22 protein-coding genes and 1 pseudogene are annotated in these 26,079 nt (G+C 65.5%); 10 read left to right on the top strand and 13 right to left on the bottom strand.

Translation table 11 applies throughout. The features are described 5' to 3' along the window. Positions 1 to 3 precede the first annotated feature (3 nt). Entirely contained in the window at positions 4 to 642 is a 639-nt protein-coding gene (locus ALTAJ2_RS13780) for an FAD-dependent oxidoreductase (protein WP_007109381.1), read from the bottom strand. Positions 643 to 917: 275 nt separating this feature from the next. Here ALTAJ2_RS13780 and ALTAJ2_RS13775 point away from each other — a divergent pair, with 275 nt between their 5' ends. Further along, positions 918 to 2,672 carry a 2-oxoacid:acceptor oxidoreductase subunit alpha gene (locus tag ALTAJ2_RS13775; RefSeq protein WP_007109380.1) on the top strand — a complete coding sequence of 585 codons (1,755 nt, stop codon included), beginning with the start codon at positions 918 to 920 and terminating at the stop codon, positions 2,670 to 2,672. Next, positions 2,672 to 3,538 carry a 2-oxoacid:ferredoxin oxidoreductase subunit beta gene (locus ALTAJ2_RS13770; protein ID WP_006184610.1) on the top strand — a complete coding sequence of 289 codons (867 nt, stop codon included), beginning with the start codon at positions 2,672 to 2,674 and terminating at the stop codon, positions 3,536 to 3,538. The genes ALTAJ2_RS13775 and ALTAJ2_RS13770 overlap by 1 nt, the downstream gene beginning before the upstream one ends. A 46-nt stretch (positions 3,539 to 3,584) precedes the next feature. Here ALTAJ2_RS13770 and ALTAJ2_RS13765 read toward each other — a convergent pair whose 3' ends face one another. Continuing rightward, the gene (locus tag ALTAJ2_RS13765; RefSeq protein WP_007109379.1) at positions 3,585 to 4,250 is read right to left on the bottom strand and encodes a DUF6517 family protein; all 666 of its coding nucleotides are present in this window, start codon (positions 4,248 to 4,250) and stop codon (positions 3,585 to 3,587) included. Positions 4,251 to 4,400: 150 nt separating this feature from the next. Here ALTAJ2_RS13765 and ALTAJ2_RS13760 point away from each other — a divergent pair, with 150 nt between their 5' ends. Both ALTAJ2_RS13760 and ALTAJ2_RS13755 read left to right on the top strand, forming a co-directional pair. Continuing rightward, entirely contained in the window at positions 4,401 to 5,522 is a 1,122-nt protein-coding gene (locus tag ALTAJ2_RS13760) for a pyridoxal phosphate-dependent aminotransferase (protein ID WP_007109378.1), read from the top strand. Positions 5,523 to 5,643: 121 nt separating this feature from the next. Further along, positions 5,644 to 6,609, top strand: a complete 966-nt coding sequence (locus ALTAJ2_RS13755) for an NADPH:quinone reductase (RefSeq protein ID WP_049900371.1) — start codon at positions 5,644 to 5,646, stop codon at positions 6,607 to 6,609. A 52-nt stretch (positions 6,610 to 6,661) separates the two neighbouring features. On the opposite strand, the gene ALTAJ2_RS13750 is transcribed toward ALTAJ2_RS13755, so the two are convergent. Together ALTAJ2_RS13750 and ALTAJ2_RS13745 are read right to left on the bottom strand one after the other, a co-directional pair. Beyond that, the gene (locus ALTAJ2_RS13750; protein WP_049900369.1) at positions 6,662 to 7,669 is read right to left on the bottom strand and encodes a TIGR04024 family LLM class F420-dependent oxidoreductase; all 1,008 of its coding nucleotides are present in this window, start codon (positions 7,667 to 7,669) and stop codon (positions 6,662 to 6,664) included. 181 nt (positions 7,670 to 7,850) lie between these two features. Next, positions 7,851 to 9,578: an alkaline phosphatase D family protein gene (locus ALTAJ2_RS13745; RefSeq protein WP_007109375.1), complete on the bottom strand. Its 1,728-nt coding sequence runs from the start codon at positions 9,576 to 9,578 to the stop codon at positions 7,851 to 7,853. A gap of 167 nt (positions 9,579 to 9,745) precedes the next feature. Here ALTAJ2_RS13745 and ALTAJ2_RS13740 point away from each other — a divergent pair, with 167 nt between their 5' ends. Beyond that, positions 9,746 to 11,173, top strand: a complete 1,428-nt coding sequence (locus ALTAJ2_RS13740) for an FAD-binding oxidoreductase (RefSeq protein WP_007109374.1) — start codon at positions 9,746 to 9,748, stop codon at positions 11,171 to 11,173. Between the two features lie 102 nt (positions 11,174 to 11,275). Continuing rightward, complete coding sequence (locus ALTAJ2_RS13735; protein WP_007109373.1) at positions 11,276 to 12,139, top strand: hypothetical protein; 864 nt, start codon at positions 11,276 to 11,278, stop codon at positions 12,137 to 12,139. A gap of 15 nt (positions 12,140 to 12,154) precedes the next feature. Here ALTAJ2_RS13735 and ALTAJ2_RS13730 read toward each other — a convergent pair whose 3' ends face one another. Further along, the gene (locus ALTAJ2_RS13730) at positions 12,155 to 13,843 is read right to left on the bottom strand and encodes a thiamine pyrophosphate-binding protein (RefSeq protein ID WP_007109372.1); all 1,689 of its coding nucleotides are present in this window, start codon (positions 13,841 to 13,843) and stop codon (positions 12,155 to 12,157) included. 94 nt (positions 13,844 to 13,937) lie between these two features. On the opposite strand from ALTAJ2_RS13730, the gene ALTAJ2_RS13725 reads away from it, so the two are divergent. After that, positions 13,938 to 14,798: a UbiA family prenyltransferase gene (locus ALTAJ2_RS13725; RefSeq protein ID WP_007109371.1), complete on the top strand. Its 861-nt coding sequence runs from the start codon at positions 13,938 to 13,940 to the stop codon at positions 14,796 to 14,798. A 37-nt stretch (positions 14,799 to 14,835) separates the two neighbouring features. On the opposite strand, the gene ALTAJ2_RS20455 is transcribed toward ALTAJ2_RS13725, so the two are convergent. From ALTAJ2_RS20455 to ALTAJ2_RS13705, 4 genes and pseudogenes are all read right to left on the bottom strand, one after another. Further along, positions 14,836 to 15,087: a hypothetical protein gene (locus ALTAJ2_RS20455; RefSeq protein ID WP_007109370.1), complete on the bottom strand. Its 252-nt coding sequence runs from the start codon at positions 15,085 to 15,087 to the stop codon at positions 14,836 to 14,838. Between the two features lie 141 nt (positions 15,088 to 15,228). Further along, a pseudogene (locus ALTAJ2_RS18770) lies at positions 15,229 to 15,318 on the bottom strand (amphi-Trp domain-containing protein); the annotation flags it as partial. An 11-nt stretch (positions 15,319 to 15,329) separates the two neighbouring features. Next, a complete protein-coding gene (locus ALTAJ2_RS13715; protein WP_007109368.1) occupies positions 15,330 to 16,511 on the bottom strand; it encodes a redox-regulated ATPase YchF in 1,182 nt (393 codons plus the stop codon). A 141-nt stretch (positions 16,512 to 16,652) separates the two neighbouring features. Then, a complete protein-coding gene (locus ALTAJ2_RS13705; protein ID WP_007109367.1) occupies positions 16,653 to 17,384 on the bottom strand; it encodes a GNAT family N-acetyltransferase in 732 nt (243 codons plus the stop codon). A gap of 246 nt (positions 17,385 to 17,630) precedes the next feature. On the opposite strand from ALTAJ2_RS13705, the gene ALTAJ2_RS13700 reads away from it, so the two are divergent. Next, positions 17,631 to 18,080 carry a hypothetical protein gene (locus tag ALTAJ2_RS13700; RefSeq protein ID WP_007109366.1) on the top strand — a complete coding sequence of 150 codons (450 nt, stop codon included), beginning with the start codon at positions 17,631 to 17,633 and terminating at the stop codon, positions 18,078 to 18,080. A 75-nt stretch (positions 18,081 to 18,155) separates the two neighbouring features. Here ALTAJ2_RS13700 and ALTAJ2_RS13695 read toward each other — a convergent pair whose 3' ends face one another. From ALTAJ2_RS13695 to ALTAJ2_RS13685, 3 genes are all read right to left on the bottom strand, one after another. After that, positions 18,156 to 18,722 carry a DUF7344 domain-containing protein gene (locus ALTAJ2_RS13695; RefSeq protein WP_007109365.1) on the bottom strand — a complete coding sequence of 189 codons (567 nt, stop codon included), beginning with the start codon at positions 18,720 to 18,722 and terminating at the stop codon, positions 18,156 to 18,158. Between the two features lie 402 nt (positions 18,723 to 19,124). Next, complete coding sequence (locus ALTAJ2_RS13690; protein ID WP_007109364.1) at positions 19,125 to 19,823, bottom strand: helix-turn-helix domain-containing protein; 699 nt, start codon at positions 19,821 to 19,823, stop codon at positions 19,125 to 19,127. Between the two features lie 579 nt (positions 19,824 to 20,402). Beyond that, positions 20,403 to 21,338 carry an HhH-GPD family protein gene (locus tag ALTAJ2_RS13685; RefSeq protein WP_007109363.1) on the bottom strand — a complete coding sequence of 312 codons (936 nt, stop codon included), beginning with the start codon at positions 21,336 to 21,338 and terminating at the stop codon, positions 20,403 to 20,405. 122 nt (positions 21,339 to 21,460) lie between these two features. Here ALTAJ2_RS13685 and ALTAJ2_RS13680 point away from each other — a divergent pair, with 122 nt between their 5' ends. Both ALTAJ2_RS13680 and ALTAJ2_RS20315 read left to right on the top strand, forming a co-directional pair. Continuing rightward, on the top strand, positions 21,461 to 21,784 hold the full coding sequence (locus tag ALTAJ2_RS13680; RefSeq protein WP_007109362.1) for a hypothetical protein: 324 nt from the start codon (positions 21,461 to 21,463) through the stop codon (positions 21,782 to 21,784). A gap of 139 nt (positions 21,785 to 21,923) precedes the next feature. After that, positions 21,924 to 22,052 (top strand): hypothetical protein, encoded by a 129-nt coding sequence (locus ALTAJ2_RS20315; RefSeq protein WP_275039508.1) that lies wholly within the window; start codon positions 21,924 to 21,926, stop codon positions 22,050 to 22,052. Between the two features lie 159 nt (positions 22,053 to 22,211). Here ALTAJ2_RS20315 and ALTAJ2_RS13675 read toward each other — a convergent pair whose 3' ends face one another. Continuing rightward, on the bottom strand, positions 22,212 to 25,976 hold the full coding sequence (locus ALTAJ2_RS13675) for a glycoside hydrolase family 97 catalytic domain-containing protein (RefSeq protein WP_049900341.1): 3,765 nt from the start codon (positions 25,974 to 25,976) through the stop codon (positions 22,212 to 22,214). Positions 25,977 to 26,079 lie beyond the last annotated feature (103 nt).

Here is a 26,079-nt window from a genome sequence, read left to right as displayed (position 1 = left end):
GCGTTAGCCGAAGCTCTCGATCAACGCCTCGTCGGAATCCCCGCCAGCGTCGTCGATCGCCTCGGCGACGAACGTGACGAAGTCGTCGAAGCCGAACGCGTAGAGTTGACCTGCCTCGCGGTGCGTCGCGATCGCGTCGGCCAGTTCGTCGTCGGCGTCCGCCCCGACGATGACGACCGTCGCGCCCGCATCCGCGAGCGCCTCGAGCCGCTCGGTGTGGGCCGGTTCGTCGGCCTGATAGATCACCACGGCGTCGTGGCCCGCGTCCTGGGCCGCTTCGGCGACGGCGATCGAGGGGCCGATTCCCGGGCCGCCGGCGGCCGCGACGATATCGGTCTCACCCTCGTAGGTGATCCGCCCGAACGGTCCCTCGACGTGAACGGTCTCGCCCCCCTCGAGATCGGCGAGCCACGGCGAGAGATCGCCGTCGGGATCGACGCCCACGGTGAGTTCGAACGTCGCCCCGACGGACGGCGACGAGAGCGTATAGTGACGCGAGATCGCCTCGTCGTCGGGTGCCGCTCGGAGCAAGACGAACTGTCCCGGCAAGGCGTCGAACCCGTCGGGCGTCTCGAGTTCGAGCGTGACCGTATCGGGACCGACTTCACTGACCGATTCGACGGTGACTGGCGTCCCTTCCATGTCGAAGCCGTTCGGCGGCCGATTGAAAAGACGTTCCGTTCCGTCGGCGACGGTGGGTCGACCTCCCGTACGGCCGTTACCCGTGAAAACGGCGGTGAGAACTCGTCACGTTCGCTCCCCGGCGTCGATCGCTGTCCCTCGATACGCCTCCCGCCGGAGTCCACAACGATTAACGGAAACTGGCTAGTACTATTGAACAGATCACGCGTTGTTACACTCATCCGGGTGGGGTTTCAGAAGCCTTTTCATTTATGGGGGGCAAGGCCCATCATAACATGGCTGAGGACCTCAACTGGGCGGTTGGAGGCGAGGCCGGGGACGGAATCGACTCCACGGGCAAGATTTTCGCTCAGGCACTCGCCCGAGCCGGACGGCACGTATTCACCTCGAAAGACTTCGCATCACGGATCCGCGGGGGGTACACGGCCTACAAGATTCGGACCTCCGTCGACAAGGTTCAGAGCGTCGTCGACCGACTCGACATTCTGGTCGCGCTCACCCAGCGGACGATCGACGAGAACCTGGACGAACTCCACGAGGGCAGCGCCATCATCTACGACGGCGAGCGGTCCTGGGAAGCCGAGATCCCCGACGAGATGACCGCCGTGGACGTCCCCCTGAAGTCGCTGGCCGAGGAGGCCGGCGGCGCGATCATGCGCAACATCGTCGCGCTCGGTGCCGCGTGTGAGATCACCGGCTTCGACGTCGAGTACCTCGACGAAGCCCTCGAGAAGCGCTTCGGCGGCAAGGGCTCGAAGATCGTCGAGAACAACAAGGCGGCCGCCCGTGCCGGTCAGGAGTACGTGCGGGAGAACTACGATCTGGACCACCTCGGCTACAACATCGAGACGACCGACAGCGATTACGTCCTGCTCAACGGCAACGAGGCGATCGGGATGGGCGCGCTCGCGGCCGGCTGTCGGTTCTACGCCGGCTACCCGATCACGCCCGCGACGTCGATCATGGAGTATCTGACGGAGCGTATCGAGGACTACGGCGGGCACGTCGTTCAGGCGGAAGACGAACTCTCGGCCATCAACATGTCGCTCGGAGCCGCACGCGCCGGCGCCCGGTCGATGACCGCGACGTCCGGTGCCGGCGTCGACCTCATGACCGAGACCTTCGGTCTGGTCGCGACCAGCGAGACGCCGCTGGTCATCGCCGACGTACAGCGTTCCGGCCCCTCCACGGGGATGCCGACGAAACAGGAACAGGGCGACCTGAATATGGCGCTGTACGGCGGTCACGGCGAGGTCCCGCGGTTCGTCGTCGCCCCCACGTCGATCACCGAGTGCTTCTGGAAGACCGTCGAGGCGTTCAACCTCGCGGAGAAGTACCAGACGCCGGTCTTCCTGGTTTCGGATCTGGCGATGTCGGTCACCGAACAGACGTTCCCGCCCGAGGCCTTCGACATGGACGAGGTCGAGATCGATCGCGGCAAACTCGTCGACGAGGACGAAGTCGACGAGTGGCTCGACTCGCAGGGGCGGTTCCGCGCCCACGCTGTCACCGACGACGGCGTCAGCCCCCGCGCCATCCCCGGCACGACCGACGCCGCTCACATGTCCACCGGCCTCGAGCACGACGAACTCGGCCGCCGGACGGAAGAAGAGGACGAGCGCGTCCATCAGGTCGACAAGCGAAACCGCAAGGTCGAGACCGCACGGGACGAGGAGGACTGGGACTACCGCGAGTTCGGCGATGCCGACGCCGACAATCTCATCATCTCGTGGGGCTCGAACGAGGGGGCGCTCGTCGAAGCACTCGACTACCTCGAGGAGGACGGCATCGACGTTCGCGTCATTTCGGTGCCCTACATCTTCCCGCGGCCGGACCTGACCGAGGAGATCGAGGCCGCCGACGACACGATCGTCGTGGAGTGTAACGCGACCGGACAGTTCGCCGACGTGATCGAACACGACGTGCTTACCCGCGTGAAGCGCATCAACAAGTACACGGGTGTCCGCTTCAAGGCGGACGAACTCGCGGACGACATCACCGAGAAACTCTCCGAGGAGGTACCAGCATAATGAGCTCCGACGTACGATTCACCGACTTCAAATCCGACAAGCAGCCGACGTGGTGTCCCGGATGCGGCGACTTCGGGACGATGAACGGCATGATGAAAGCCCTCGCGAACACCGGCAACGATCCCGACAATACCTTCGTGGTGGCCGGGATCGGCTGTTCCGGCAAGATCGGGACCTACATGCACAGCTACGCCCTCCACGGGGTTCACGGCCGTGCGCTCCCGGTCGGCACCGGCGTCAAGATGGCCCGCCCCGATATCGAGGTCATGGTCGCCGGCGGAGACGGCGACGGCTACTCGATCGGTGCCGGTCACTTCGTCCACGCCGTCCGCCGGAACGTCGACATGACCTACTGCGTCATGGACAACCGCATCTACGGGCTGACCAAAGGGCAGGCCTCGCCGACCTCGCGGTCTGACTTCGAGACCTCGACGACCCCCGAAGGCCCCAAACAGCCGCCGGTCAACCCGCTCGCGCTCGCGCTCGCGTCGGGTGCTTCGTTCATCGCCCAGTCGTTCAGTTCCGACGCGATGCGACACGCCGAAATCGTCCAGAAGGCCATCGAACACGACGGCTTCGGCTTCGTCAACGTCTTCAGTCCGTGCGTCACGTTCAACGACGTCGACACCTACGACTACTTCCGCGACAGCTTGGTCGACCTCCAGGAGGACGAGGACCACGACCCGACCGACTACGAGGCAGCCAAGGAAGTCATCCTCGACGCCGACAAGGAGTACCAAGGCGTGATGTACCAGGACGAAAACTCCGTCCCGTACCACGAACAACACGGCGTCACCGAGGACATGTCCGAGATTCCGGACGGCGCACCCGAGGACGCGATGGACCTCGTTCGCGAGTTCTACTAACGCCGTTTCGTCGGTTCTCGCCGGCTGCCATCGGGCGAGCCCCGATTCAGGTCTCGGCCGGGTGTTCGACCGATTCCATCAGTAATTCGACGTTCGCCGATTCCTCGGTGAGACGCTCCGGGAGAACGCCGAGCAACACGAGCAGATCGTCCTCGTGATCGAACGACGCGAGTGTGAGTTCCACGTCGAGCGGTTCGCCATCGAGTTCGGACTCCCCGACGAAGCTGTCGACGTCCCGGCTCTCACCGAGGATATCGAGCGCGAACGACTCCTGGTGTCGGATGTTGTCGACATTGCTACGGGTGCTATCGACCCGGCCGAGGAACTCCTCGAGTAGTTCCTCGTTCGACATCTCGTCGAGCGGGTTGACCGACTGTCCGGCGACTTCCATTCCCGGAACCGAGACGGCAGTAAAGACGCTTCCCTCCCGCGTTTGGCCCATGTAATCGACCGACTTCGAATAGCTCGAGGTCCAGAGCGACGCTTCGAAGTCGCGCTCGATGCCGCCGATGCCCTCGGAGCGCTCCATCGTCCGCTGTTCGACCGCCCGTTCCTCATACCCGGTCTCCGCGACCATCTCGTCGGTCGGAGCGACGCGGTCGGCGGCGAACTCGAGCGGTTCGTTCCCGAGGACGAACCCGAGACAGCCGGCGGTCAGTGCGATCGTCCCGGTCGCACCCGCGGCGAGCAACGATCGTCGAGAGTGAGTCATTATCCCATCAATTCGAGAAGAGTAGCATATTCCTTACGCAACCTTCAAATTTATAGACACTATTAGTGGACATTCGTGACAATACAATCATGTGAATCGAGACCAGCAAACACATCAAGAGTTATCGGGATCGGCACCTCCCGTTTAGCCATGACCGAATTCGCAACTCGAGTCGAGCAGGTGTCGATCAGCGGAATCCGCGAAGTGTTCGAGGCCGCGGACGAGGACGCGATCAACCTCGGGCTGGGTCAGCCGGACTTCCCGACGCCCGCCCACGCCCGCCGCGGGGCCATCGAGGCGATCGAGTCCGGGCAGGCCGACGCCTACACCTCGAACAAGGGCACGTCCCAGCTTCGGGAGGCGATCGCGACCAAGTACGACCGCGACTACGGCCTCGAGATCGACCCCGCGGACGTGATCGCGACCGCCGGCGGCAGCGAAGCGCTACACCTCGCGCTCGAGGCCCACGTCGATCCGGGCGAGGAAGTACTCTTCCCCGATCCCGGCTTCGTCTCCTACGACGCGTTGACTCACATCGCCAGCGGAACGCCGAAGCCGGTCGGGTTGCGAGACGACCTGACGCTCGACCCCGCGGCGGTCGAGGACGCCATCACGGAGGAGACGGCGGCGTTTATCGTCAACAGCCCCGCGAACCCGACCGGAGCCGTCCAGAGCAAAGCTGACATGCAGGAGTTCGCCCGCATCGCCGACGAGCACGACGTGCTCTGTCTCTCCGACGAAGTCTACGAACACATCGTCTTCGATGCCGAGCACCACTCGCCGCTCGAGTTCGCCGAAACGGACAACGTCGTCGTCGTCAGCGCCTGCTCGAAGACCTACTCGATGACCGGCTGGCGGCTCGGCTGGGTCCTCGGCTCCAACCGCCGCATCGAGCGCATGCTCCGGGTCCATCAGTACGGCCAGGCCTGTGCCTCCGCGCCCGCGCAGTTCGCCGCCGAGGCCGCCCTGACCGGCCCGCAGGAGCCGGTCCAGGAGATGGTCGATACCTTCGAGCAGCGGCGGGATCTCGTCCTAGACGGGCTCACGGACGCCGGGCTCGAGGTGCCCACGCCCGAGGGGGCCTTCTACGCGATGCCGAAGGTCCCCGCGGGCTGGTGTGACGAAGTGCTCGAGCGGGGCGTCGTCGTCGTCCCCGGCAAGGCCTTCGGGTCGAACGGCGAGGGGTATGCGCGCCTCTCCTATGCGACCGGGACCGAGGAGTTGAAGGAGGCACTCGAGATTATGGACGCCGCCACGACGGCGGTTCGATAGCGGTTCGGCAGAGTCGTCGACAGTCGTCCCGCGGATTCGTCGCCGGTCGAGAGGCGACCGGCCTTGAGTCCCTGCCGTCGGGTGTACCGTTTTACCGTCCCGCTTCGTGGATACGAACGAGATGCGAGCTGTACGCCTTCACGAGCACGGCGATGCGGACGTACTGCAGGTCGAGGAGGTCGACCGACCCGAGCCCGCCGCGGACGAACTCCTGCTCGAGGTCGCGGCCGCGGGTGTCAACCCCGTCGATACCTACTTCCGGGACGGGTCGTACACGCCGGTCGACGTACCGTTCACGCCCGGCGTCGACGTCGCGGGCACCGTCGTGGAGACGGGGCCAACGGTCGAGAACTTCGAGGACGGTGACCGCGTCTACGGCACCGGAATCGGAAACGGTGGGTTTCAGGGAGCCTACGCCGAGTACGCGACGGTTCCGACCGATCGCGTCATTCACCTCCCCGACGGTGTCGACGTAACCGAAGCGGGTGCCGCGGGCGTCGCTGCCGTCACTGCCTGGCGCGCGTTGATCGACCACGCCGACCTCGAACCGGCGGAGTACTGTCTGATCCACGGCGGTTCCGGCGGCGTCGGCCACGCGGCCGTCCAGATCGCGGCTGCCGTGAGCGCACGGGTGATCACGACCGCAGCAGACGAGTACCACGACGCGCTCGCCGAGTACGGGGCCGAGACGGTTCTCGATTACGGCCGCGACGACCTGGCCGACGCCGTCCGAGCGGCCGCCGACGGCGGCGTCGATGCGATCCTCGACCATCGGCTGGACGACTACCTGCAGTTCGACGCGGACGTCGCCACAACGGGCGCTCGCGTCGTCGGCATCGGGGAGAACAGTCCCGACCCGGGCTTTTCGAACGACGGTGTGGCCCGATCGAAGGACGTCTCCTACCAGTTCATGAGCATGTTCAACACGCCGGATCTCCGCGTGCCGCTCCGGGGCGTCGCTTCCCTCATGGAGACCGGCGCGCTCTCGATCGAGGTGGCGCGAACCTACGATCTCGAGGCGGCGGCCGACGCACAGCGGGCGGTCGTGAACGATAGCGTCCTCGGCAAACTCGTCATCGAACCGTAGAGCCGCGGGTGCATGCCGTGAGCGTGAGCGGAGAGACGACTCTCGGACGAGGTCAGGACAGGTCGGCGACCGCTTCCATCGTCGTTTCCTTGTCCTCCTCCGTCATTCCGTTGACGAACCCGACGCGAACGGCGTCGACGCCTTCGATCTCGCCGTAGTCCGCGACCCACTCGCGGACTTCGTCGGGCGTGCCTGCGGGAGCCAGTTCGTCGAGGACGTCCTCCGGCAGGGCTCGAGCCATCGCGTCGGTATCTCGTTCTTCCCAAGCGGCCCGGATCTCGTCGACGACGTCGGGATACCCTTGCTCGGCGACCGAGTTCCCGTAGTAAGGACCGTAGGCCCCGAGCAGGAAGGCGACAGTGCTGCGGGCCTTCGACCGTGCCGCCTCGCGGTCCGCCGAGGCGATGCCGCGGACGATCGGGGCCACTCGCAAGTCCGAGAGGTCTTTACCGCCGAGTTCGGCCCCGCGTTCCAAGTCCTCGAGCCGATTCCGGAGGCCGTCTTTCGTGAACAGTTGCGGGGCCCACCCGTCTCCGAAGCGGCCGGCCATCTCGGTGGCCTTGGGGCCGAGGGTCCCGACGTCGATCGGCGGCGGGTTCTCGCTCGGCCCGCGCTCGTAGTCCAGACCGGGGATCTCGAAGATCTCGCCGTCGTAGGAGGGAGTGCCGTCCTCGAAGACCCCCCGCATGATCTCGATCACTTCCCGGGTCCGACGGAGCGGGCGGTCGAACTCCTGGCCGTGCCAGCGCTCGGTGATCGCCGGCGAGCTCGGACCGATCCCGAACCGGAAACGGCCGTCGGCGGCCGCCTGCATCGTGAGCGCCGTCTGGGCGAGCATCGACGGCGTTCGCCCGTACGGCGAGATGACGTCGTTGGAGATGCCCAGTTCCTCGGTCCGGTCGGCGGCCAGCGTCAGCGGGGGCACGATGTTCCACCCGGTCGTCTCGCCGACGGTGATCCGGTCGAATCCGAGCGCTTCTGCCTGGACGGCGCGATCGGCGACACCCTGTGGCTCGTCGTAGTCACCGAGTCGGACCAGTAGATCCAGTTCGGCGTTCATCGGCACCTCCTCCGTCTCGGCACGCGAGTCGTGGATCGCGCTCTCATCACCATCCACCGCGTCACGCACTCACATAAAACTGTAGCGTTTCCGTCCAGTCGCACGCGCGACCGATCGCACGGCGACGAGCCGATCGTCGCAGCGCCGGCGGACCGCTCGAGGCGACCCACCGACCGTGTGCCTACAGTTCCGTGAGCGCGGGATCGCCGTCCGGGGTGCGATATCGGGCGAGGGTCGACCGCTCGGCATCCTGCGGGTCGGCGTCCTTGTTGACGCCGTAAACGGTGTACGTACAGTGCTCGCGAGTGAACTCGACGACGGCGTAGCCGTGCTGATGCCAGTCGACGTACTCGAGGTGGTCGTTTTGCCCCTTGGTCAGCCCTGCGAGGGCGTCGTCGTCCCAGTCGCTCGGGAAATCCACCACGTCGGCGGCGTTGACGCTTGTAACGGCGGGAGTCATCAGTTCGACACCGATACGGTCGTACGTCTGGAGCGGCTCGATCTCGCCGTAGCCGGCTTTCACGTAGCCGGCGAGCGACGCGTGGAGATCGCCGGTCAGTACGACGAAGTTACGCGGATCGACATCCGCAACGTGTTGCATGAGTTCCCAGCGTTCGTACTGGAAGCCATCCCACGAGTCGTGGAGCAGTTCGATCTGTGACCAGTTGTCGCCGATGGTCAGTGGCATCGTCAGCACCTCGTTGGCCCAGACCGACCAGACGGCGTCGGACTCACTGAGCCACTCTTTGAAGTACTGTTTCTGTTCGCGGCCGAGCATCGTCCGCCCCTGGGCTTCCTCCTCCGTGCAGGTGATCCGTGCGTCGCCGCAGGGCGGCCCGTCGCGATACAGCCGTTCGTCGGTAACGGTCAGATCGACGAGGTCGCCGAACTGGAGGTCCCGCCACAGTCGGAGCTGATCCTGCAGTGCCGACTCGTTCGGATCGAACTCGACGCGGGCGGGAACGTACTCGACCCACGCCTGAATGCCGTCGGCCGTGATCTCCATCGCCCGCTCGGGCCGTTCGCCGCCGTCCATGTCCGGCAACACCGGTGCGTCCGCTTCGTCGTCCCAGTATCGATTGTTCCCGATCTCGTGGTCGTCCCAGCCGTGGATAACCGTGTGTTGCTCGAGTCCCTCCTGGAGGAATTCGTTCCCCTTGTAGGTCCGATAGAGCGTCCGGAAGTCGGCCAGGGACTCCGCCAGATCGCCACCGCTGGGGAGGTCGATGTCGCGCCCGTCCTTGATATCCGTCGTCGGCGAGGTGTAGGCACCGTCGGCGGACTCGTAGATGAAATCGCCGAGGTGGACGACGAAGTCGACGTCTTCGGCCGCGATGTGGCGGTAGGCTCCGTAGTACCCGTTCTGGTAGTCCTGACACGTAAGGACCGCGAACGACAGCGAATCGGGGCTCGCGCCGGCCGCCGGCAGCGTCCGACAGCGACCGGTCCGGGTCGTGACGCCGTCGTAGACGAACCGGTAGTAGTAGCGCCGATCCGACTCGAGGACCCCGTCGAGGTCGACTTTGACCGTGTAATCGTGTGCGCTCGAGAGTCGATCGGCGGGTACCGTTCCCTCGTAGACCGCGTCCTCGAAGTCGTCGTCGGTCGCGACCTGTACACCCACCGGCTCCTCGGCGACGACCGCGCTGGGGGCGATCCGTGTCCAGAGAATAACGCCGCTCGAGGTCGGCCCGCCGCTGGCCACCGACTGCGGAAACGTCGCGTCGGGATCGGCTGCCCCGTCGACGGCGAAGACGCTCCGATCGGTCGCCGACTCCGCGGCGACCGGCTGGACGATATCGCGCTGGGCGAGAATCCCCGCGAGGCCGCCAGCGACCGAGGTGGTGCCGATGCTCTCGAGAAAGCCGCGTCGATCCGTCCGGTGCCGTGTGCCATTGTGCTCTGGCATACGATTGAGTCCCTTACTTCCAGTAAAGTATTATTATAATTTATCTATGTTAGCCATCATGATTATCCCTGTGGATAGAAGCGATATATATGCCCGGACTCACGAGAGCGCCGCGAGCGGGATTGCATGTGGGAAACGTTGATACTATCAGTAGACAATGTGAGTATATGCCACACGATTGCTCGTTTCTCGAGGATCTCCCCCTCGCGGCCGACCGGATTTCCGTCGCGGACGAGCGGCGGGAATCGCACGCGACCGACTACGGGGCGGAGCGAATCGACGACGGGGGCGTGCTCCCGGACGCCGTCGTCTGGCCGGCGTGTACGGCCGACGTATCCGCAGTGTTGGCCGCCGCGACCGACCGCGGCGTCCCGGTGACGCCCTACGCCGCGGGGACCGGACTCGAGGGCAACGCCGTTCCCGCCCACGGCGGCATCAGCCTCGATCTCACACGGATGGACGAGGTCGTCGATTACCGGCCCGCGGACCTCCAGATCGACGTCGGACCGGGGATCATCGGGTCGGACATCGACGAGTACGTCGCCGGGGACGGCCTCTTTTTCCCGCCGTTGCCCTCCTCCGGCGACATCTCGACGATCGGCGGGATGATCGCGACGGACGCCAGCGGGATGCAGACGGTCCGGTACGGCGAAGTCGCCGACTGGGTGCTCGGTCTCGAGGCGGTACTGGCCGACGGCACCGTCATCGAGACGGGCTCGCGGGCGATCAAGACCTCGAGCGGCTACAACCTGACCGATCTCATCGTCGGCAGCGAGGGCACGCTAGCGGTCGTCACCGAAGCGACGCTGGAACTCGCCGGCCGACCCGAACAGGTTCGCGGCGGACGAGCCATCTTCGAAACCCTCGACGACGCCGTGGAGGCCGTCTTCGACGCGGTCCGGACCGACGTCGGCGTCGCGAAAATCGAACTCGTGGACCGACTGAGCGCGACGATGGCCAACGAGTATCTCGGGAGCGAACTCCCCGACGCGCCGATGGTCTTCCTCGAGTTCCACGCGAACCACGGCGTCGAGGCGGAGATCGATCTCTGCCGGACGATCTTCGAGGACCACGCTGTCGGTCGCTTCGAGATGAGCGACGACGACGCCGAGATGGCCGCCCTCTGGCAGGCCCGCCGGGAGATGGCCTACGCCGTCTCGGCGTACGACCCCGATCTCGAGCCGCTCCACCCCGGCGACGTGACGGTCCCGATCAGCTCCTACCCCGAGATCGTCCGCGAGACGAAGCGCCTCGCCGACGAGTACGATCTCCTCGTCCCCTGTTTCGGGCACGCGGGCGACGGCAACCTCCACTACAGCGTCCTCGTCGATCCGGACGACCCCGCGCACCGCACCCGCGGCGAGGACCTCTACCGGGAGATCGTCGCCCTCGCGATCGAACTCGGCGGGACCGCGACAGGCGAACACGGCATCGGCGAGGGAAAACAACGCTACCTCGAGCCGGAGCACGGGGCCGGGGCTGTCGAGGCCATGCGGGCGGTTAAACGCGCGCTGGACCCGACCGATACGCTCAATCCGGGGAAGATCTTCCCCGAAACGGCCGACGGCGAGCGGCTCACCGAGGCGGAGCGGTGAGCGTGGCTGGAACGCTCGAGCCGTGCTCGAGCGGCGAACGGCTCGCTGTCCACCCGTTCGGCCACCGATGTTTATACGTCTCGCGTCGAATCGAGTTCGATAATGAAACGTCGGGAGTTCCTATCGAGTGCCTGTCTAGCCGCCGGCACCGCCGTCGTCCCCGCAACCGGATCGGCCGACGCCGGCGAGGGCGGCCTCACGGTCGAGCTCATCCGTCACGAGTCGGTCTCTTCGACCGACGATGCGATGAGTGCTATCGTCGAGGGAGCGTCCCTGTTCGCCGACACGTGGACGGACGCAACCGAGGGGACGGCGACGGTAACGACCGACGAGGATTCGGTCGCCGACTTCGGGATTTCGGTGTCACATACCGCGACCCTCGATGCGATCGAAGACGCCGGGCTTCGGCCCGACCGGACGCCCGAAACGATCACGCTGTTCGTCATCGGGGACGGACGGACGTCCGCAGGTGCGATGCGATCCTATGCGGGACACGACGGGGGGCGTGACGGTGAACCCGGTGCGTACGGCTACGTCAACACCGAAATCGTGGCCGGTCTCGGGTTCGGGATCGGGACGCCCGAGGACTTGCGGCGGAACTTCGCCGCACACGAGTGTGGCCACGCGGTCATCGGCTGGGCCGACTTCCCACACTACCCGGCTGACGCGACCGCAGACGATCCCTCGCCGGTCGTGCGGGCACACAGCTGTGGCGCACAGGACCATCCCGATGCGAGCGGCTGGCTCACCCACCACGGGATCACCGTGATGGCCACGGGCTATTCGGCACGGGAAAGCAGCAACACGCCGCGGAACCACCAGTTTGCGACCCAGCAGGGAGCGGTCGGCGACACCGCCGACCCAGTCGACGACTCCTGGTCCGTCCTCAACATGGATTACGTCGCCGCGTTCTCGGACACGTCTCGAGCCGTAATGAGCGAGCACGATCGCCAGTTCCTCGCGTAAACTGCGCGACGGGACTCAGTCGTGGACGAGCACGTCGAGTACGTCAGGCCCCTCGCGGGCGAGTGCGGCCTCGAGCGTGTCCTCGATCTCGTCGGGCGTTTCGACAAGTTCGGCGCGCGCACCGTGGCTCTCGGCGTTTTTCACCAGGTCGACTGCGGGATCGAAGTCCATCCCGACGAACTCGTAGTCCGACTCCTCGCCGCCCATGATGTGCAGCGTGTTGTCCTTCAGGATACGGTAGTTGCGGTTGTCCGAGATGACGACCGTCAGGTCCAGCCCGTAACGAGCCGCGCTGTAGATCGAATGGGGATAGTACTGGTAGGACCCGTCACCGATGAAGCCAACCACGTCGCGGGGCTCGTCGCGTTGTTCCTCGGCGACGGCGGCCCCAACCGCCGCCGGTAACCCGTACCCGAGACCGCCGCCCTTGTTCGAGATGTACTGCTCCGGCGCGAGATCCCACCGCGTCAGCATGGCGTACTTCGACGTGACGCCCTCGTCGACGATCGCGGCGTCACCCGCGACCCGCTCCATCGCGTCGACCAACTGGGATTTCGAGGCCCGCGGGTCGTCCCCCTCGGCTTCGCCGGAGCCGGCCATCCGGGACTCGACCATCTCCGCGATCTCGGCGACGGCCTCGAGGCGGTCGGCGACGACGTTCTCGGAGAGTTTCGGTTGGACGCGCTCGGTGATCCCCTGCATGACTAGCCCCGGATCGCCGATCACGGCCGCGTCGGCGGGCTGGTTCTTCCCGACCTGCCAACTGTCGTCGCTTAGATGGATGCAGGTCGTGTCGGAATCGACCAGCGCCTCCTCGTGGCGGGTCAGCGTCGTGTTCGTCGAGACGCCGGCAAAGCAGATCGTATCGGTGTCCAGCAGCGTGGATGCGGCCTCCTCGCTGGTCGGCAGATAGGAGACCCACTGCTCGTGGTCCGTCGGGAAATCGACCTCACACGAGAGGATCTCACCGTGGACGCGCGCCCCGGTCGCTTCCGCCAACTCGACGGCTGCGGCGACGGCGTCCGCCCCGGAGCGGGCGACGTGATCGCCGACGACCAGTACCGGTTCGTCGGCCTCGGCTAGCAGGCCGGCCGCGCGCTCGAGTTGGGCGGGATCGCCGCTGCCCGCGTTCGGAATCGGGCCCAACCGGTCCGGCTCGGCGTCGGTTTCCGCGAGCATCACGTCCAGCGGGAGGCCGAGGAAGACCGGCCCCGTGGGCGGGGTCATCGCGACGCGGAACGCGCGCCGGAGCATCGTCGGCAGCGCCGACACGTCGAGTACCTCGTCGGACCACTTGCAGTACTCGCGGGCCATGTCCGCGAGTCGGCCCGAGAGTATCGGCTCCTCGTGACGGAAGTCGGTGCTGTGATTGCCCGCGGTCACGACCAGCGGCGCGCCGGTGATCTTTGCCGCGTAGAGGTTGCCGAGCCCGTGGGCCAGCCCCGGCGCGATGTGGAGGTTCGCCACGCCGACCGGCGTGATCGAGTCGTCGTGGTGGGCGTGATACCGTCGCCGCTGGGCGTAGCCGCCGGCCATCCCGACCGCGATGTCCTCGTGGAGCCCGAGGCGGTACTCGAGATCGCTGTCGCCGATCGCGTCCATGATCGGCAGTTCGGTCGTCCCCGGATTGCCGAAGACGTAGTCGACCCCGTAGGCTTCCAGCGCGTCAGTGAAGAGATCCGCCCCGGTATACTCGTCCGTCATGCACGCTCGTGGTACGGCACACCACATCAAATTGTGTGTTTCGGAACCCAGCGCCCGCCCCGGGTATTATCCGTCAGTTCGTTGTCGTCCCGGTATGGCCCTCGCGAGAGACGGGACTGGGTCGGGCGCGGTCGCTCGAGCGTACTGGTCGCAGATCCATCCCGTCTTCATGACGCCGCCGATCGCCGCGTCGCTGTTCGGCGCGATCCTCGCGGGGAGCGTCGATCCGGTTCTCGCGGCGGTCCACGTCCTCGCGATGTTCGCGGCGGTCTACACGGCCCACGTCAAGGACGGCTACGTCGACTTCCACGTCCGCGGGGAGGACGACGACCACCCGCTGACCGAACGCGGCTGTCGGGTCGGCCTCGCGGCGTCGACGGCGACGTTCGCGGGTTGTTGTCTCCTGCTCGCGGCGCTGGTCGACGCCCTCGTGCTGGCGGTCGTCGTCCCGACGTGGTTGATCGCCTACCACCATGCACCTCAACTCGATACTAACCCCGTCACGGCGACGACCGGCTACCCGCTGGGCATCGCCCTCTCGATCCTCGGTGGGTTTTACGTGCAGGCGGGAACGATCACCGCCGTCCCGCTCGGATTCGCCGTCGTCTTCCTCGCGCTGCTCTCCGGGGTCAAGGTGATCGACGACGCACAGGACTACGCCTACGACCGGTCGATCGAGAAGCGAACCGTTGCAGTGGCGGTCGGCCCCAGTCGTGCTTACGATATCGCGTACGGGTTGATGGCCGTCGCGTTGGCGGCCGTCGTCGGCTTCGCCGTCGCTCGCGTCTTCCCGCTGACGACGCTGCTCGCTGCGCTGGCCTTCGCTGCAGTCGCCGCCGTCGCGCGGCGGGCCGATCCCGAACTCGCGACCATGTTGCTCATTCGGGGTTCCTACGTCTTTCTCGCCGTCCTCGTGGCCGCCGTCCGGTTCGATCCGGTCGGCCGTTTCGTCTGAGGGCTCGAGGGCGGGAGCCGCCCACGGATCGAACGCCTTATAGGGGTTCCCGGTCCCCACAGCGGGGACAGTACATGCTCCCATCCTTGACAAACGTGTAGCTCCCCTCACAACGACTGCACTGGCAGCCCAGCGAGCAGCCGACCTCCCGTACAAGCCCGGCAACCGTGGTCCGAAGCAGACGCTGCTGACGCTCGGCCGCCTCGAGTCGGTCCTCGAGGGTAGCTAACCGTGCCGCCGTTTCTCGGTCGCGTCGGGACTCGGAAACGCCCGTGTGACGTGGAGTCATGCGGGGTGTAGGTCGTCATCGAAGAAAAGCACGCCCCTACCCGACAGCGGTCGCGATAGTTCGCGTTAGCATCGATATCGCTCGGCCGGAGAACCGGGGCTGGCGGGATCGCGACTCCGCTTCGGCCGCTTCGGTACCCGCCGTCGCTTTTGGCGGCTTCCAATCGAGTTTGACCGTGACCGTCTCGCGCTGGCCGCGCAGGATCGACGACCGCTCGCGGACGCCGACCTCCGCGCCCGTCGTCACGACGCCGTGCTGACGATCTTGATCACGTCGCCTTCCTCGAGTTCGTACTCCTCGCCGATCTCCCGGTTCGACTTGGCGTTGACCGCGTGGAGGTAGCCGTCGCCGATGTCGGAGTGGACGCTGTAGGCGAGATCGACCGGGGTCGAACCCTCGGGCAACAGGAAGGCGTCGGGGAGGACGTTGCCGCTGCCGTCGGACCACTTCGAAGCGTCCTCGACCGGGTAGGCGGTGAGGTGCTCGAGGAGGTCGTAGACGGCGTGGTCCAGCGCCGCCTGTACGCCGGTGCCGTTCCATTCGGCCATGGTGTCCGCGAGGTCCTCGAGGGCCCCACGCTGGGCGTCGTTGACGCCGTCCCCGATCGCGATCGTCTCGTCGCCGGGATCGTACTCGACGAGATCGTTGTCGGCGGCCCGGCGCAGGGCGAGTTCGCCTTCCGCGGTCGTCGGGATCACCGGTTTATCGAGGTCGAGCAGGCGCTCGACGTTCTCCGCGGGTGCGACGTCGATCTTGTTCGCCGCGACGACGATCGGTTTGGTTCGCTGGCGGACATCACGGGCCAGCGCTTCGCGGTGGTCGTCCTCCCACTGGATCGGATCGTCGGGATAGTCGAGGTCCCGGAGGACGATCGCGATCTGTTTGGGCGACGCGCCAAAGCCCGAGAGCATGTCTGCGAGCGCGTCATCGATGTCGAAATCGGGCGAGCGGGACTTGCGCTCGACGGATTCCCAGTTGCGCTCGACGATGCCGGCAAGCCAGAGGTCCATCTCCTCCTCGATGAAGTCGATGTCCGCGAGCGGATCGTGGTCGCCGATGTCGACCGGTTCGCCCTTCTCGTTGGTGCCGCCGGAGGCGTCGACGACGTTGACGATCACGTCCGCGTTCGTCAGTTCGTCGAGGAACTGATTGCCCAGCCCCTTCCCCTCGTGAGCGCCGGGAACGAGGCCAGCGACATCCAGCAACTCGATCGGGACGTAGCGCTTGCTGTCCTCGCAGTTCTCGGCGTTGCAGCGCTCCTCGCGCTCGAGACAGGGACACTCGGTCCGAACGTAGCTCACCCCGCGGTTGGCGTCGATCGTCGTGAAGGGGTAGTTGGCGACGTCTACCTCCGCCATCGTCGCCGCCGTGTAGAACGTGGACTTGCCGGCGTTCGGTTTCCCGGCAAGTGCGATCGAAAGCATGCTCTGGCGTAGCGCCGTCGACAGGAATTGTCTTTCGATTCGACCGGTGCCGGTCGCCGCGAGCGACGCGGTTGCAGCGAGGACGAAGGACCTGAGACTGACGGAGGCGCGCCTGAAACCCGACGAATCGAACCGAGAGAGCTACAGTTCGACGGCCATCATCACCTCGTCGACGTAGTGGCCGTCGAGTTTGTAGTGGTCCTCGCGGATCGCTTCGGTTTCCCAGTCGTGTTCCTCGAGAAATGCGATCGCCTCCTCGTTTGTCGACGGCACGCTCTGGTAGACCTTCTCGTAGCCGTTCGACCCGGCCCACTCGAGGCCCCGTGAGAGGAGGTGTGAGCCGACGCCGTGGCCGCGGTAGTCCTCCAGAACCCCGACGGTGAGTTCGGCGGTGTGGCTCAACTTCTCTATCTCCGGGGCGTGGAGGTGAACCCAGCCGACGACGTCGTCCTCGACCGTGGCGACGAAGAACATCCGCGACTGGAGTTCGTTGTGTCGGAGCAGCGCCTCCTCGTGGTCGATCTCGTCGGCGACGGTCTCGGCTTCGATGTAGGTCTTCTCCTCGGCGACCCGTCTGATCGCACCGACGATACCCGTCAGGTCCTCCTGTCGGGCCGGTCGAATGTGGAACTCGAGGTCCGCGGAGACGTACTCCTCCTCGGCACCCGCGTCGATCGTTACCCTGAGCGTCCCGTCTGCCGCCTCGATTCGGCCGTCCCGCTTGAGGATCGCGACGTGATGGCGGAACCCGCTCGGATCGAGTCCGAGTTGCTCTCGCGTCTCCTCGGGGTCGACCGCTCCGTGTCGCTCGACGTACTCGTAGATTTCTTTGCGGTCCGCATGACCGAACTCGAGAGCATTGTTCGATGCCATGACACGCGCTACCACTCGACAATACTTAATGCTTGGCCGAGCGACACCCGCGGGCCGCGCTCCGCGGAGCGGATGATGTTCAGAACCGACGGAACGCGGTCCCGACCGAAAGCGGCGCTGCCGACGGTCCTGACTTAAGACGACAACTGGTACAGGCGCGGGGACTTCTCCCGGCGGGGCATCCACTCGATGCGTGAGATGGGCGGTGCCCCGGTCGTCGGGGGCTCTACCCGTCTCGCGTCTCCAATGATCGGATCGAACGTGGTGGTTGCCGGTTGTGCGCTCACCCTCGCGGTCGCAGTCGGACTGGTGGCCCACGAGTGGACCCACGCAGTGGTTCTGCGACTCGCACGCGTCGAGTATTCCGTCTCCTACCTCCCCGGACGGACCGACGGACTCCTCGCGCTCCTGACGACCCGCCCCTGGGCTGCCGTCACTCCCCGTCCGACCGGCGGCGAACCCCCGTGGACGCTGCGGCTCGCGGCGCTGGCCCCGTTCCTCCTCGCGATCCCCGTCTTCGGACTGGCCGCCGCGGGGTACATGACGACCGAAACACCGATCACCGCCGCTGCGGCGATCGGTTGGCTCGCCTGTGCGCTCCCGAGCCCGCAGGACTTTTCGGTCGCCGTTCACGCCCATCGGCTCCTCGAGCGGTCCGCCGATCCGACCACGGCAGCCACGTCCCGCGCCGACTGACGGTCGTCGTCTGGCTCCCGTGTTCGAGTGTTGCGATCGACTTCTCGCGGACGGAGCGCACCCAGCGTCGAAAGACTACCGGCGAAAGACACCGGTCGACCACGCGTGGACGACCGTGACGGCGGTCACCGCGGCGAGTACGATCCCCGAGCCGGCGAGGCCGGCGATCGGAACGATCCCCGCCCAGATGCCACAGACCAGCAGCGCACAGAGGCCGACTGTCGCCGCGTATCGCTGTGGCCACCGGTCGGGCGCACCCGTCTCCCGTGGAGGCTCGAGATACGAATCCAACTGTGAGAGCCGCGGAGTCGCTTCGACTCGGCCACGATCCTTGTCGTAGTCGACGATCCCGTGGTTGTCGAGTTTCGGCAAATGCGACTGGTACAATGAGATGTAGACCCGCTGGCGTTCGTCGGAACTCAAGTTCTCGACCGCCGTGTCCTGCTCCCAGGCGGCGACCTGTTCGGCGAGTTCGCGCAACCGAACCGGTCCGTCCGCCCCGCGGAGGTATCGAAGGACGTCCCGACGGCGCTTCGTCTGGAGGAGGTGGTAGACGTCGTCCAACGACAAGTCCGACGGGGTTCCCTGCTCGACCGCTCGAGCGGCCTCATCGATGGCTCCCGTTGGGCTTCGTCCGATCACTTCTCTCTCGAGGACGTGTATTTCAGCTCAACAGATAAAACTACGGACCAGTATTCGAATTGAAAATTACCGCTGGAGCGAAAAGCGGACCGGGTCGCGAGACGACCCAGCAGCCGTCCGGTAGTGTCGCGGTCACACAGCCACGAGCGACCGCGACACCGGACGTGAGCACGGGTGATCCACCGGCGTTTACGGTACGCTCGGTGCGCCGATCGGTCGGCATCATGCCGACATCTAATTGTCGTTGTATTCAGTAATAAGGCTATTTGTTGGCACAAATGCAGCCACTTTGGCAGATTCATAATAGATAATGTCTAAAATACTGGGAAAACGAGTCGTATGATCATCAACACAGAGAATGAACGGTGATTCACCGAGACGCCGACGGTCAGCTACCGCGTCTCAGGGGTCGATTTCCATCGGTGCGCTTCGATCGGACAGTTCCGCACTGACGAGGGCAGCGTGACTCCGACGTAGCCGCTCCGACAGCGCCTGGTGTGAGATGTCTAGTTCCGCCGCCAACTCTTTGAGGGTCACTCCCCGCGGCACGTCGAAGTATCCGAGCTCGTGGGCTTTGCAAATCGTCTCGTACTGCGTTTCCGTCAGGGGCGTCTGCGCACTCGCGAGGTCGTCGATACCACTGATTCGGGTGACGTCGGCTCCGAACTCGTACTGTTCGAGGAGGTCATGACACGCCGATACCGACTCCCGGTCGTGAAAGAGCAGTTTCACCATCCATCGGCCCTCCCGACCCCGGGCCGTCAGGATCGCGCCGTCGTTTTCCGTGACGATTTGCTCGAACAGTTTCACGCCGTCCCCGAACTCGAGTCGGAACAGCCAGCGATCGTTCGGGTCGGTAGTCGTCCCGGTATCGGTCGTGGCCTTCCCGCCGTCGTCGGCAACGCTCGCGATCACGTCGACCGACGGGTCCGCCTCGAGCGCTCGCCGAACGGTGTCTCGATCCCCGCCGTTCACCCAGACGAGCGGTGGGGAACCACCGATCATGCCGCCGATCTGGAATTCGAACGCCGACACGCGATCGAACGTGCGGGCGAGTCCGAGTCGATCAGCCGAAATCCCGAGTTCGACGACTGTGGTCATCACCGAACTCAACCACAAAGACGTATAGACGGGTTTGGTTACCGGTAGCCTTTCCCGCAACCCAATTCCAGTGATTGTCACTTCTACTCGATGGTCAAATCTGACAATCTATCGCGGTATAGGTGCCCCTCAGCCACTCTACTAAGAAATTCACAATATCGTATTTTCTCACCTTCCCAAAAAGTATCGATGTAGTATAATATCTCGAGCCGGCAGGAAACCAACGATAGTGAACGGCCATCACCGCACGTCAACGTTCTCACTCCCTGCAATTTTCGGGCACGTACAAGTGAGATCGGACACTTTTTCCGATAGGCCACACATCGGAAACTGGCCGCTAGGGAATGCACGGCACCCGCCACCGGTTGCCGTTTTGCCGCTGGCTCTCATCCGCTCGATAGCGTCGGTACCGACGTTTCTAACTCGATATCGCCGTCACACGGAACACCCGTAGGTCGTCAGTCGAAGCGGTCGCCCGCGTCGTCGATCGGGAACGGCGGGTCGCTCGAAGTTCCCGACACCGATACGGTGGACACGAACGGGGTCGGCCGGATCGTGTTCGACGGCCGCTCGGTCGCGTTAGCGCCGGAGCCGGGCGACGTGTTCGCCGTCGGCGTCGCGCTCGAGGGCGACCAGTCCGTCCGACTCGAGATCGGTCAGCAGCTCCGTGAGCCAGTCGCGGCCGTACTCGCCGCCGGGCACGTAGTCGACGCGGATACGGTGACCGAGCGCATCGAGTTCGAGTTCGTCGTACTCTCGAAGCGTGCCGATCACGCGGCCGCGGAACTGCCGGCGACTCCCCTCGAAACTCGGCTGTGTGGGTACGTCGGGGGCGGTAAAGTCGCCGGTCTGGTAGGCGCGACACCACTCGCGCCAGGGGCAGCCGGCCTCGTCGCAGTGGGGTGTCTGCTCGCAGGCGACGCCGCCCAGTTCCATGATCGCGTTGTTCCAGACCCGCGACCGGTCCTCGGGCATGAGGTCGTTCGCGGCGTCCTCGAAGGTCGCGTCGTCGTCGGGAACGTCGAACGACCGGTAGAGCACTCGTTTGACGTTCGTATCCACGACGGCGTCGCCGTCGTTGAACGCGAAACTCGCCACCGCGTTGGCCGTATACGGGCCGACCCCCATCAGTTCCTGTAGCTCCTCGGGGGTCTCGGGGAAGTCGCCGCCGTACTCGTCGTCGACCTGTTGGGCGGCCTCGTGGAGGTACTTCGCCCGATTGTTGTACCCCAGACTGTGGTCCGTCCAGAACCCCACGACATCGGCGCGGTCGGCGTCGGCGAGGTCGGCGGTGGTCGGCCAGTGCTCGAGGAACGCCTCCCAGGCCGCGACGACACGGCCCAGTTGGGTCTGCTGGCTCATCACCTCGCTGACGAGGATCTCGTAGGGGTCGTCGGTCCGTCGCCACGGGAAGTCGCGGTGGTCGGCCTCGTACCACTCGATCAGGGCCTCGCGAACGGCCCTCGGATCGTCGGGCAGGGTCCACTCGTCGGCCGGTGCCTCGGCGTCACTCATCGGTCCCGCTAGCGACTGGGATGCCTTACTGGTGGCGGTCCCGCGCGAGCGCCCCGCCGGGTCGACATCGCCGACGCGACGACCACGAAAAGCCTATCCGATCCGCTCGAGTCCCCTCCCGTATGAGCCTCGACGATCTCAACGATGCGGTGACGGACTCGTACAGCGATCTCGGCGACGACCTGACCGTCTCGCTCGACCGCGAAACGCGCAACGAACTCGCCCTGCTCGAAACCGCATTAGAGCCCGAGGAGACGGACGAACTCGTCCGCCGGGCGATCCACATGCTCTTTCAGTCGACCGTCGATAGCGGGAAACTGGACTTCCAACTCCGGTCGGCCTACGACGTGACGTACGACGAGTATCTCTCCGGCATGACCTTCGAGGAGATGACCGGTGCCGACCAGTATCCGTCGATGGACGACGAACGCCGCTACCAGTTCTAGCGATCGGGTCTCCGCTCGCGGACGGAACTGTACTCTCCGGTATTGGTGCGCCGTTGTATCGCTGTGTGTTCTACCCACACGGTAGTGTTCAACTGCCATAATACGCGAGTTTATACTCGCCCAGTTCTTCGCCCCTAGTATGGCAATAACCCAACGTTCGCCCGAAGCTGAATATCAGTGTCCCGACTGCTCGGGGACGCTCGCAACCCGCTACGAGTCGCTCGTCTGTGCCGACTGCGGCTACACGCCGCGTCACGGTGCCGACTGAGCGACGGATTCGGCTGCTCGAGACGGTGGCATAGGACACGACTGGAGATCGTTTTTCGACGCGCGTTCGTCGCCACTGCGTCTGCCCGAACCGGCCCGGCATTCGATCGCCGTATGCGCGGTCGTCGCGACGAACCACGCGTCAGCAGACCGGGTCGGATCAGCCGTCGCTCAGCGGGACGAACGGGAGCGTCGCCCGTCTCTCAGACGAGTAGGCCAGCGCCTCGGCCCGGCCGACGTCCGTGGGCGTCACGAGGTCCATCACGCGCGGTGCGTTCTCGGCCGCACCGGGGATAGCACCGCCGAAAACGTATTCCTCGGCGTCTTCGACGACGGGACGGAGCGCGCCCCGATCCTCGGACTGGACCATCGCCACGGCTTCCAGCGCCGAGAGATCGGTCCCGCCGAACGCCGCCCGGTCGACGGAGAGCGTCACGGTGTTCGCGTCGGGGTCCACGTCGTCTCGAACGGCGATTTCGTTTCCGTCGTTATCCGTCAACGGATTTCCACCCGCATCGACCGCGCTCTTCGTGAAACCGCTGACCTCGAGGCGGTAGTGCCACGCCGACTCGAAGTCCGCGGCCAGTCCGAGGTCGCCGACTTCGCCCGTACTGCCGCCGCCGGCGGTCGGATCGCGGAGCCACAGCACGAACATGTGCGGAGAGAAGTCGCGATCACTACCGAACGCGTTGGTCAAATTCTCGACTTCGAAAGCGAACTGGACGGTGCTCTCGATCCGGGTCACCTCGAACGCTCGGAGGTCGAAGACGCCGTCCGCGAACGCGTCGGCGGTCGGGTACGTGTACTCGCCGGGGCCGTCGTCGTCGCCGCTCGGATCGTCGAACGACGCGACGGTTTCCGGCGGCGTTACCGTTACCGTTCGGCTGGCGAGGGGGTCCCCCTCGAGCGTTCGAACGGTCACGTCGTAGGTGCCCGCGGCGTCGATCGTCGCGCCGAACGCGAACGGCTCGTCGGTCGCACCCGGTGCGAACCGGACGTTTTCGACGCCGACGACCTCGCCGTCGACGACGAGTTCCACGTTCGTCCCGCCGATGTAGTCGCCATCGTTAGAGCCGGTCGCGGTGATGAATGGCTCCCGGACGAACGTCTCTTCGTCGATCGAGACGTCGACCTCCTGCGAGGGCTGCTCGTACCTCGGCAGCGTCTCGAGGTCCGCATCCGTCGCCGGGCGGAGCCGAACGGCGGTGCCGCCGGAGCCGACCGTCGACGCCAGCAGCGTCGCGGACTCGTCGACGACGGCCTCGTCGATGCGAACGGCCTCGAGATCGCCGTCGTAGCTCGCGTCGATGCCGTCCGAGTAGACCTCGGCGACGTACTTCCCTTTCGTATGGCCCGTTCCGCCGCCCTGATTCCGCTCGTGACCCTTTCTGGAACCTCTCCCCTCGCCGTGACCCGTTCCCTTCCCCGTTTCGTGGCCGCGCCATCGGCCAGACGCGGACTCGAGGAAGTCGAGCGGCACCTCGAGCGCGCGGCCGTGCTCGTCGGTCATCGCACCGACGTACCACTCCTCACCCTTCCGCCGGGCGGTGATCATGTAGTCCCCGATCGCGGCGTCGAGGACTCGAGTATCGTCCCAGCCCGCTGCCGGCACGTCCTCGATGAACTGAAACGCGGGGACTGTCGGCCCGGTGATCGGCGGCTCTTCGGGCTCCGGCATCGACTCGCCAGGTTCCGTGACGGCGATCGAATCGAGGTTGAAACCGCCGGCGTCCGCGTCGGTCAGCGCGAGGGAGAGGTCGGCGTTCCCGCCCTCGAGCGAGACGGTCGTCTCCGTCGCGGTCCAGACGTCCCAGTAGTCGGTCCCGGGAATCGACACCCGCTCGACCGGCTCGTCGTCGACCCGGAGGGTGACCGTCGCGTCGACGCCCTCCTCGAGCCCGTTGTCGGCCGCGTAGTTCGCTACCCGGAGGTGAACGTCGTACTCGCCGGCGTCGGCGTCCTCGAGCGTCCACGTGGCCGCCGCACCGCTGTCGGCGCTGCTGGCGTCGAAGGGGACGTACTCTTCGCCCTGTGCGTTGGCCCACTCGGACCGCGTGACGAAGCCGTCCAGGTCGGCGTGTTGTGCCTGTGCGACCTCGCTGACCTCGAGGGTCGCGGGCCGGTCGGCCAGATACGAACTCGGCAGGTCCGCGACCATCTGGAGGCCGCTGAAGTAGGTCGGGTACATCGCGAGCTGTTTGGCCCGCGTCGTCTCGATGCCGCCGGAGCCGGACTCCGTGTCGAAGATTCCGGGAGTGTACTCGACCGGACCGCCGAGCATTCGCGTGAACGGGAAGGTCACGTGGTGTCTGGGACTGACGTCGCCGAACGCGTCGTACTCCTGGCCTTTCACGCCCTCGCGTGTCATCAGGTTCGGGTAGGTCCGCCGGCGACCGGTCGGGTGGATCGGCTCGTGGATATCGAGCATTTGCCGGTTGGCCGCCGCCGTCTCCGCGACCAGCGTGTGGTGGTTGACCAGCACCTGATTGTGGTGGTTGTATCCCTCACCGGCCAAGTCGCCGTCATCGGCGACGTAGCCGTTCTTGATCGACCGAATTCCGAGGTCGTCGTACAGGCCGAACGCCTCGTCGATCTGGGACTCGTAGTTCCGGAAGTCCCCCGCCGTCTCGTTGTGCATCGTCATCTGGGTCGGCGGCTCGAGGCTCGCGCCGTAGTCGGTGATCCCCTCGAGATCGAAGTCGGGGTAGGACTCGGTGAAGTCGAGTTCGCTCCCGTCGCCGGGATAGCTCGACCAGCCCTGATTCCACCCTTCGACGAGCACGCCCGGAATGCCGTGCTCGCTCGCGAAGTCCATGTACTGCTTCGCCCGGCCGGTCTGTGCGCCGTGGTTACCCGTCCGCGGTCCCCGATACTCCCAGTCGGCGCGGCCCGTGATCATCAACCACCAGATCCCGATGAACTTCTGGGGCTCGATCCAGTCGACTCCCTGCGTGAACACGTCGTCGTTGTAGTCCTCGTTGAGGTTGACGATGAGGTTCGATTCGACGAGATCGCCCGGTCGCCTGCCGAGTCGGATCGTCCGCCACGGCGTCACGTGGGGCGCTGACGCGGACACCTTCGTGCCGTCGGGCAGCGGTGCCAGTGTCGATTCGAAGGCGGTGCCACCGCTCTCCCGTGGCGCGATCGCCAGCGACGCGTAGTCGTCGAGGTTCGCCTCGTGGACGCTGACGTAGTGGTCGTCCGCAGTCCGCATCGTCATCGGCGTGTGGACGCCGTCGAACCTCCCGCCGAAGTCCGACTCGAGCGTCGACCCGATTTCGCTCAGTCGGGTCTCCTCGTACTCGACCTCGAAGTTGTTGTAATCGTTGGGGATCCACCACGACTCAGCGTCGTCCGCGAAGTCGTACTCGGTCCGCTCGGACGTGACGACGAACGGATCGCCGAAGCGCTCGTCGAAGCGGAACCGGAACCCGAGGCCGTCGTCGAACGCGCGTATCTCGAGGATGCCGCCCCGACCCGGTTCTCCAGTCTCCTCGAGTCCGAGTCGGAGTTCGGTGTAGTGTTCCCGGATCTCGTCGTACCGATCCCAGACCGGTTCCCACGTCGTATCGACCGTCGTCCGATCACTGCCGGTGACGGTAACGTCGACCGCGTCGCTGCCGACGCCGAACGCCGGCTGGTTCCGGAACTCGAAGCCAAGTCGCGACGGGTCGACGACGGTCGTCCCCTCGAACGAGACGCTGTATGTCGGCGTTCCGTCGTCGGTGTCAACGGTGAGAGTCACACTCCCGTCCGGCGAGGACACCGTCTGCGTCGCCGAATCGTCGCCATCGCGGACCGGCGTAGCGGCGTCCGCCGAGACGTTCACCGAGTAGGCCGTCGCCGCGAACAGCGATGTCAGGCCACCGAGTAGTCCCCGCCGTCGATACTGTGAAAATGCTTGGTGTGATGTTTCATCAACCATGCTAGCACGCACCTCCCGATATGTACACTAAAAATTTACTACGATTTGAAGGAGCGTGTCCGTCATTGCCGTGTCGCGATCTTTCGAAGGACTGAAACGGCAG

This window comes from Natrinema altunense, assembly GCF_000731985.1.
In the GTDB taxonomy this organism is placed as follows: Archaea; Halobacteriota; Halobacteria; order Halobacteriales; family Natrialbaceae; genus Natrinema; species Natrinema altunense.
This window is presented reverse-complemented; position numbering and strand designations above follow the sequence as displayed.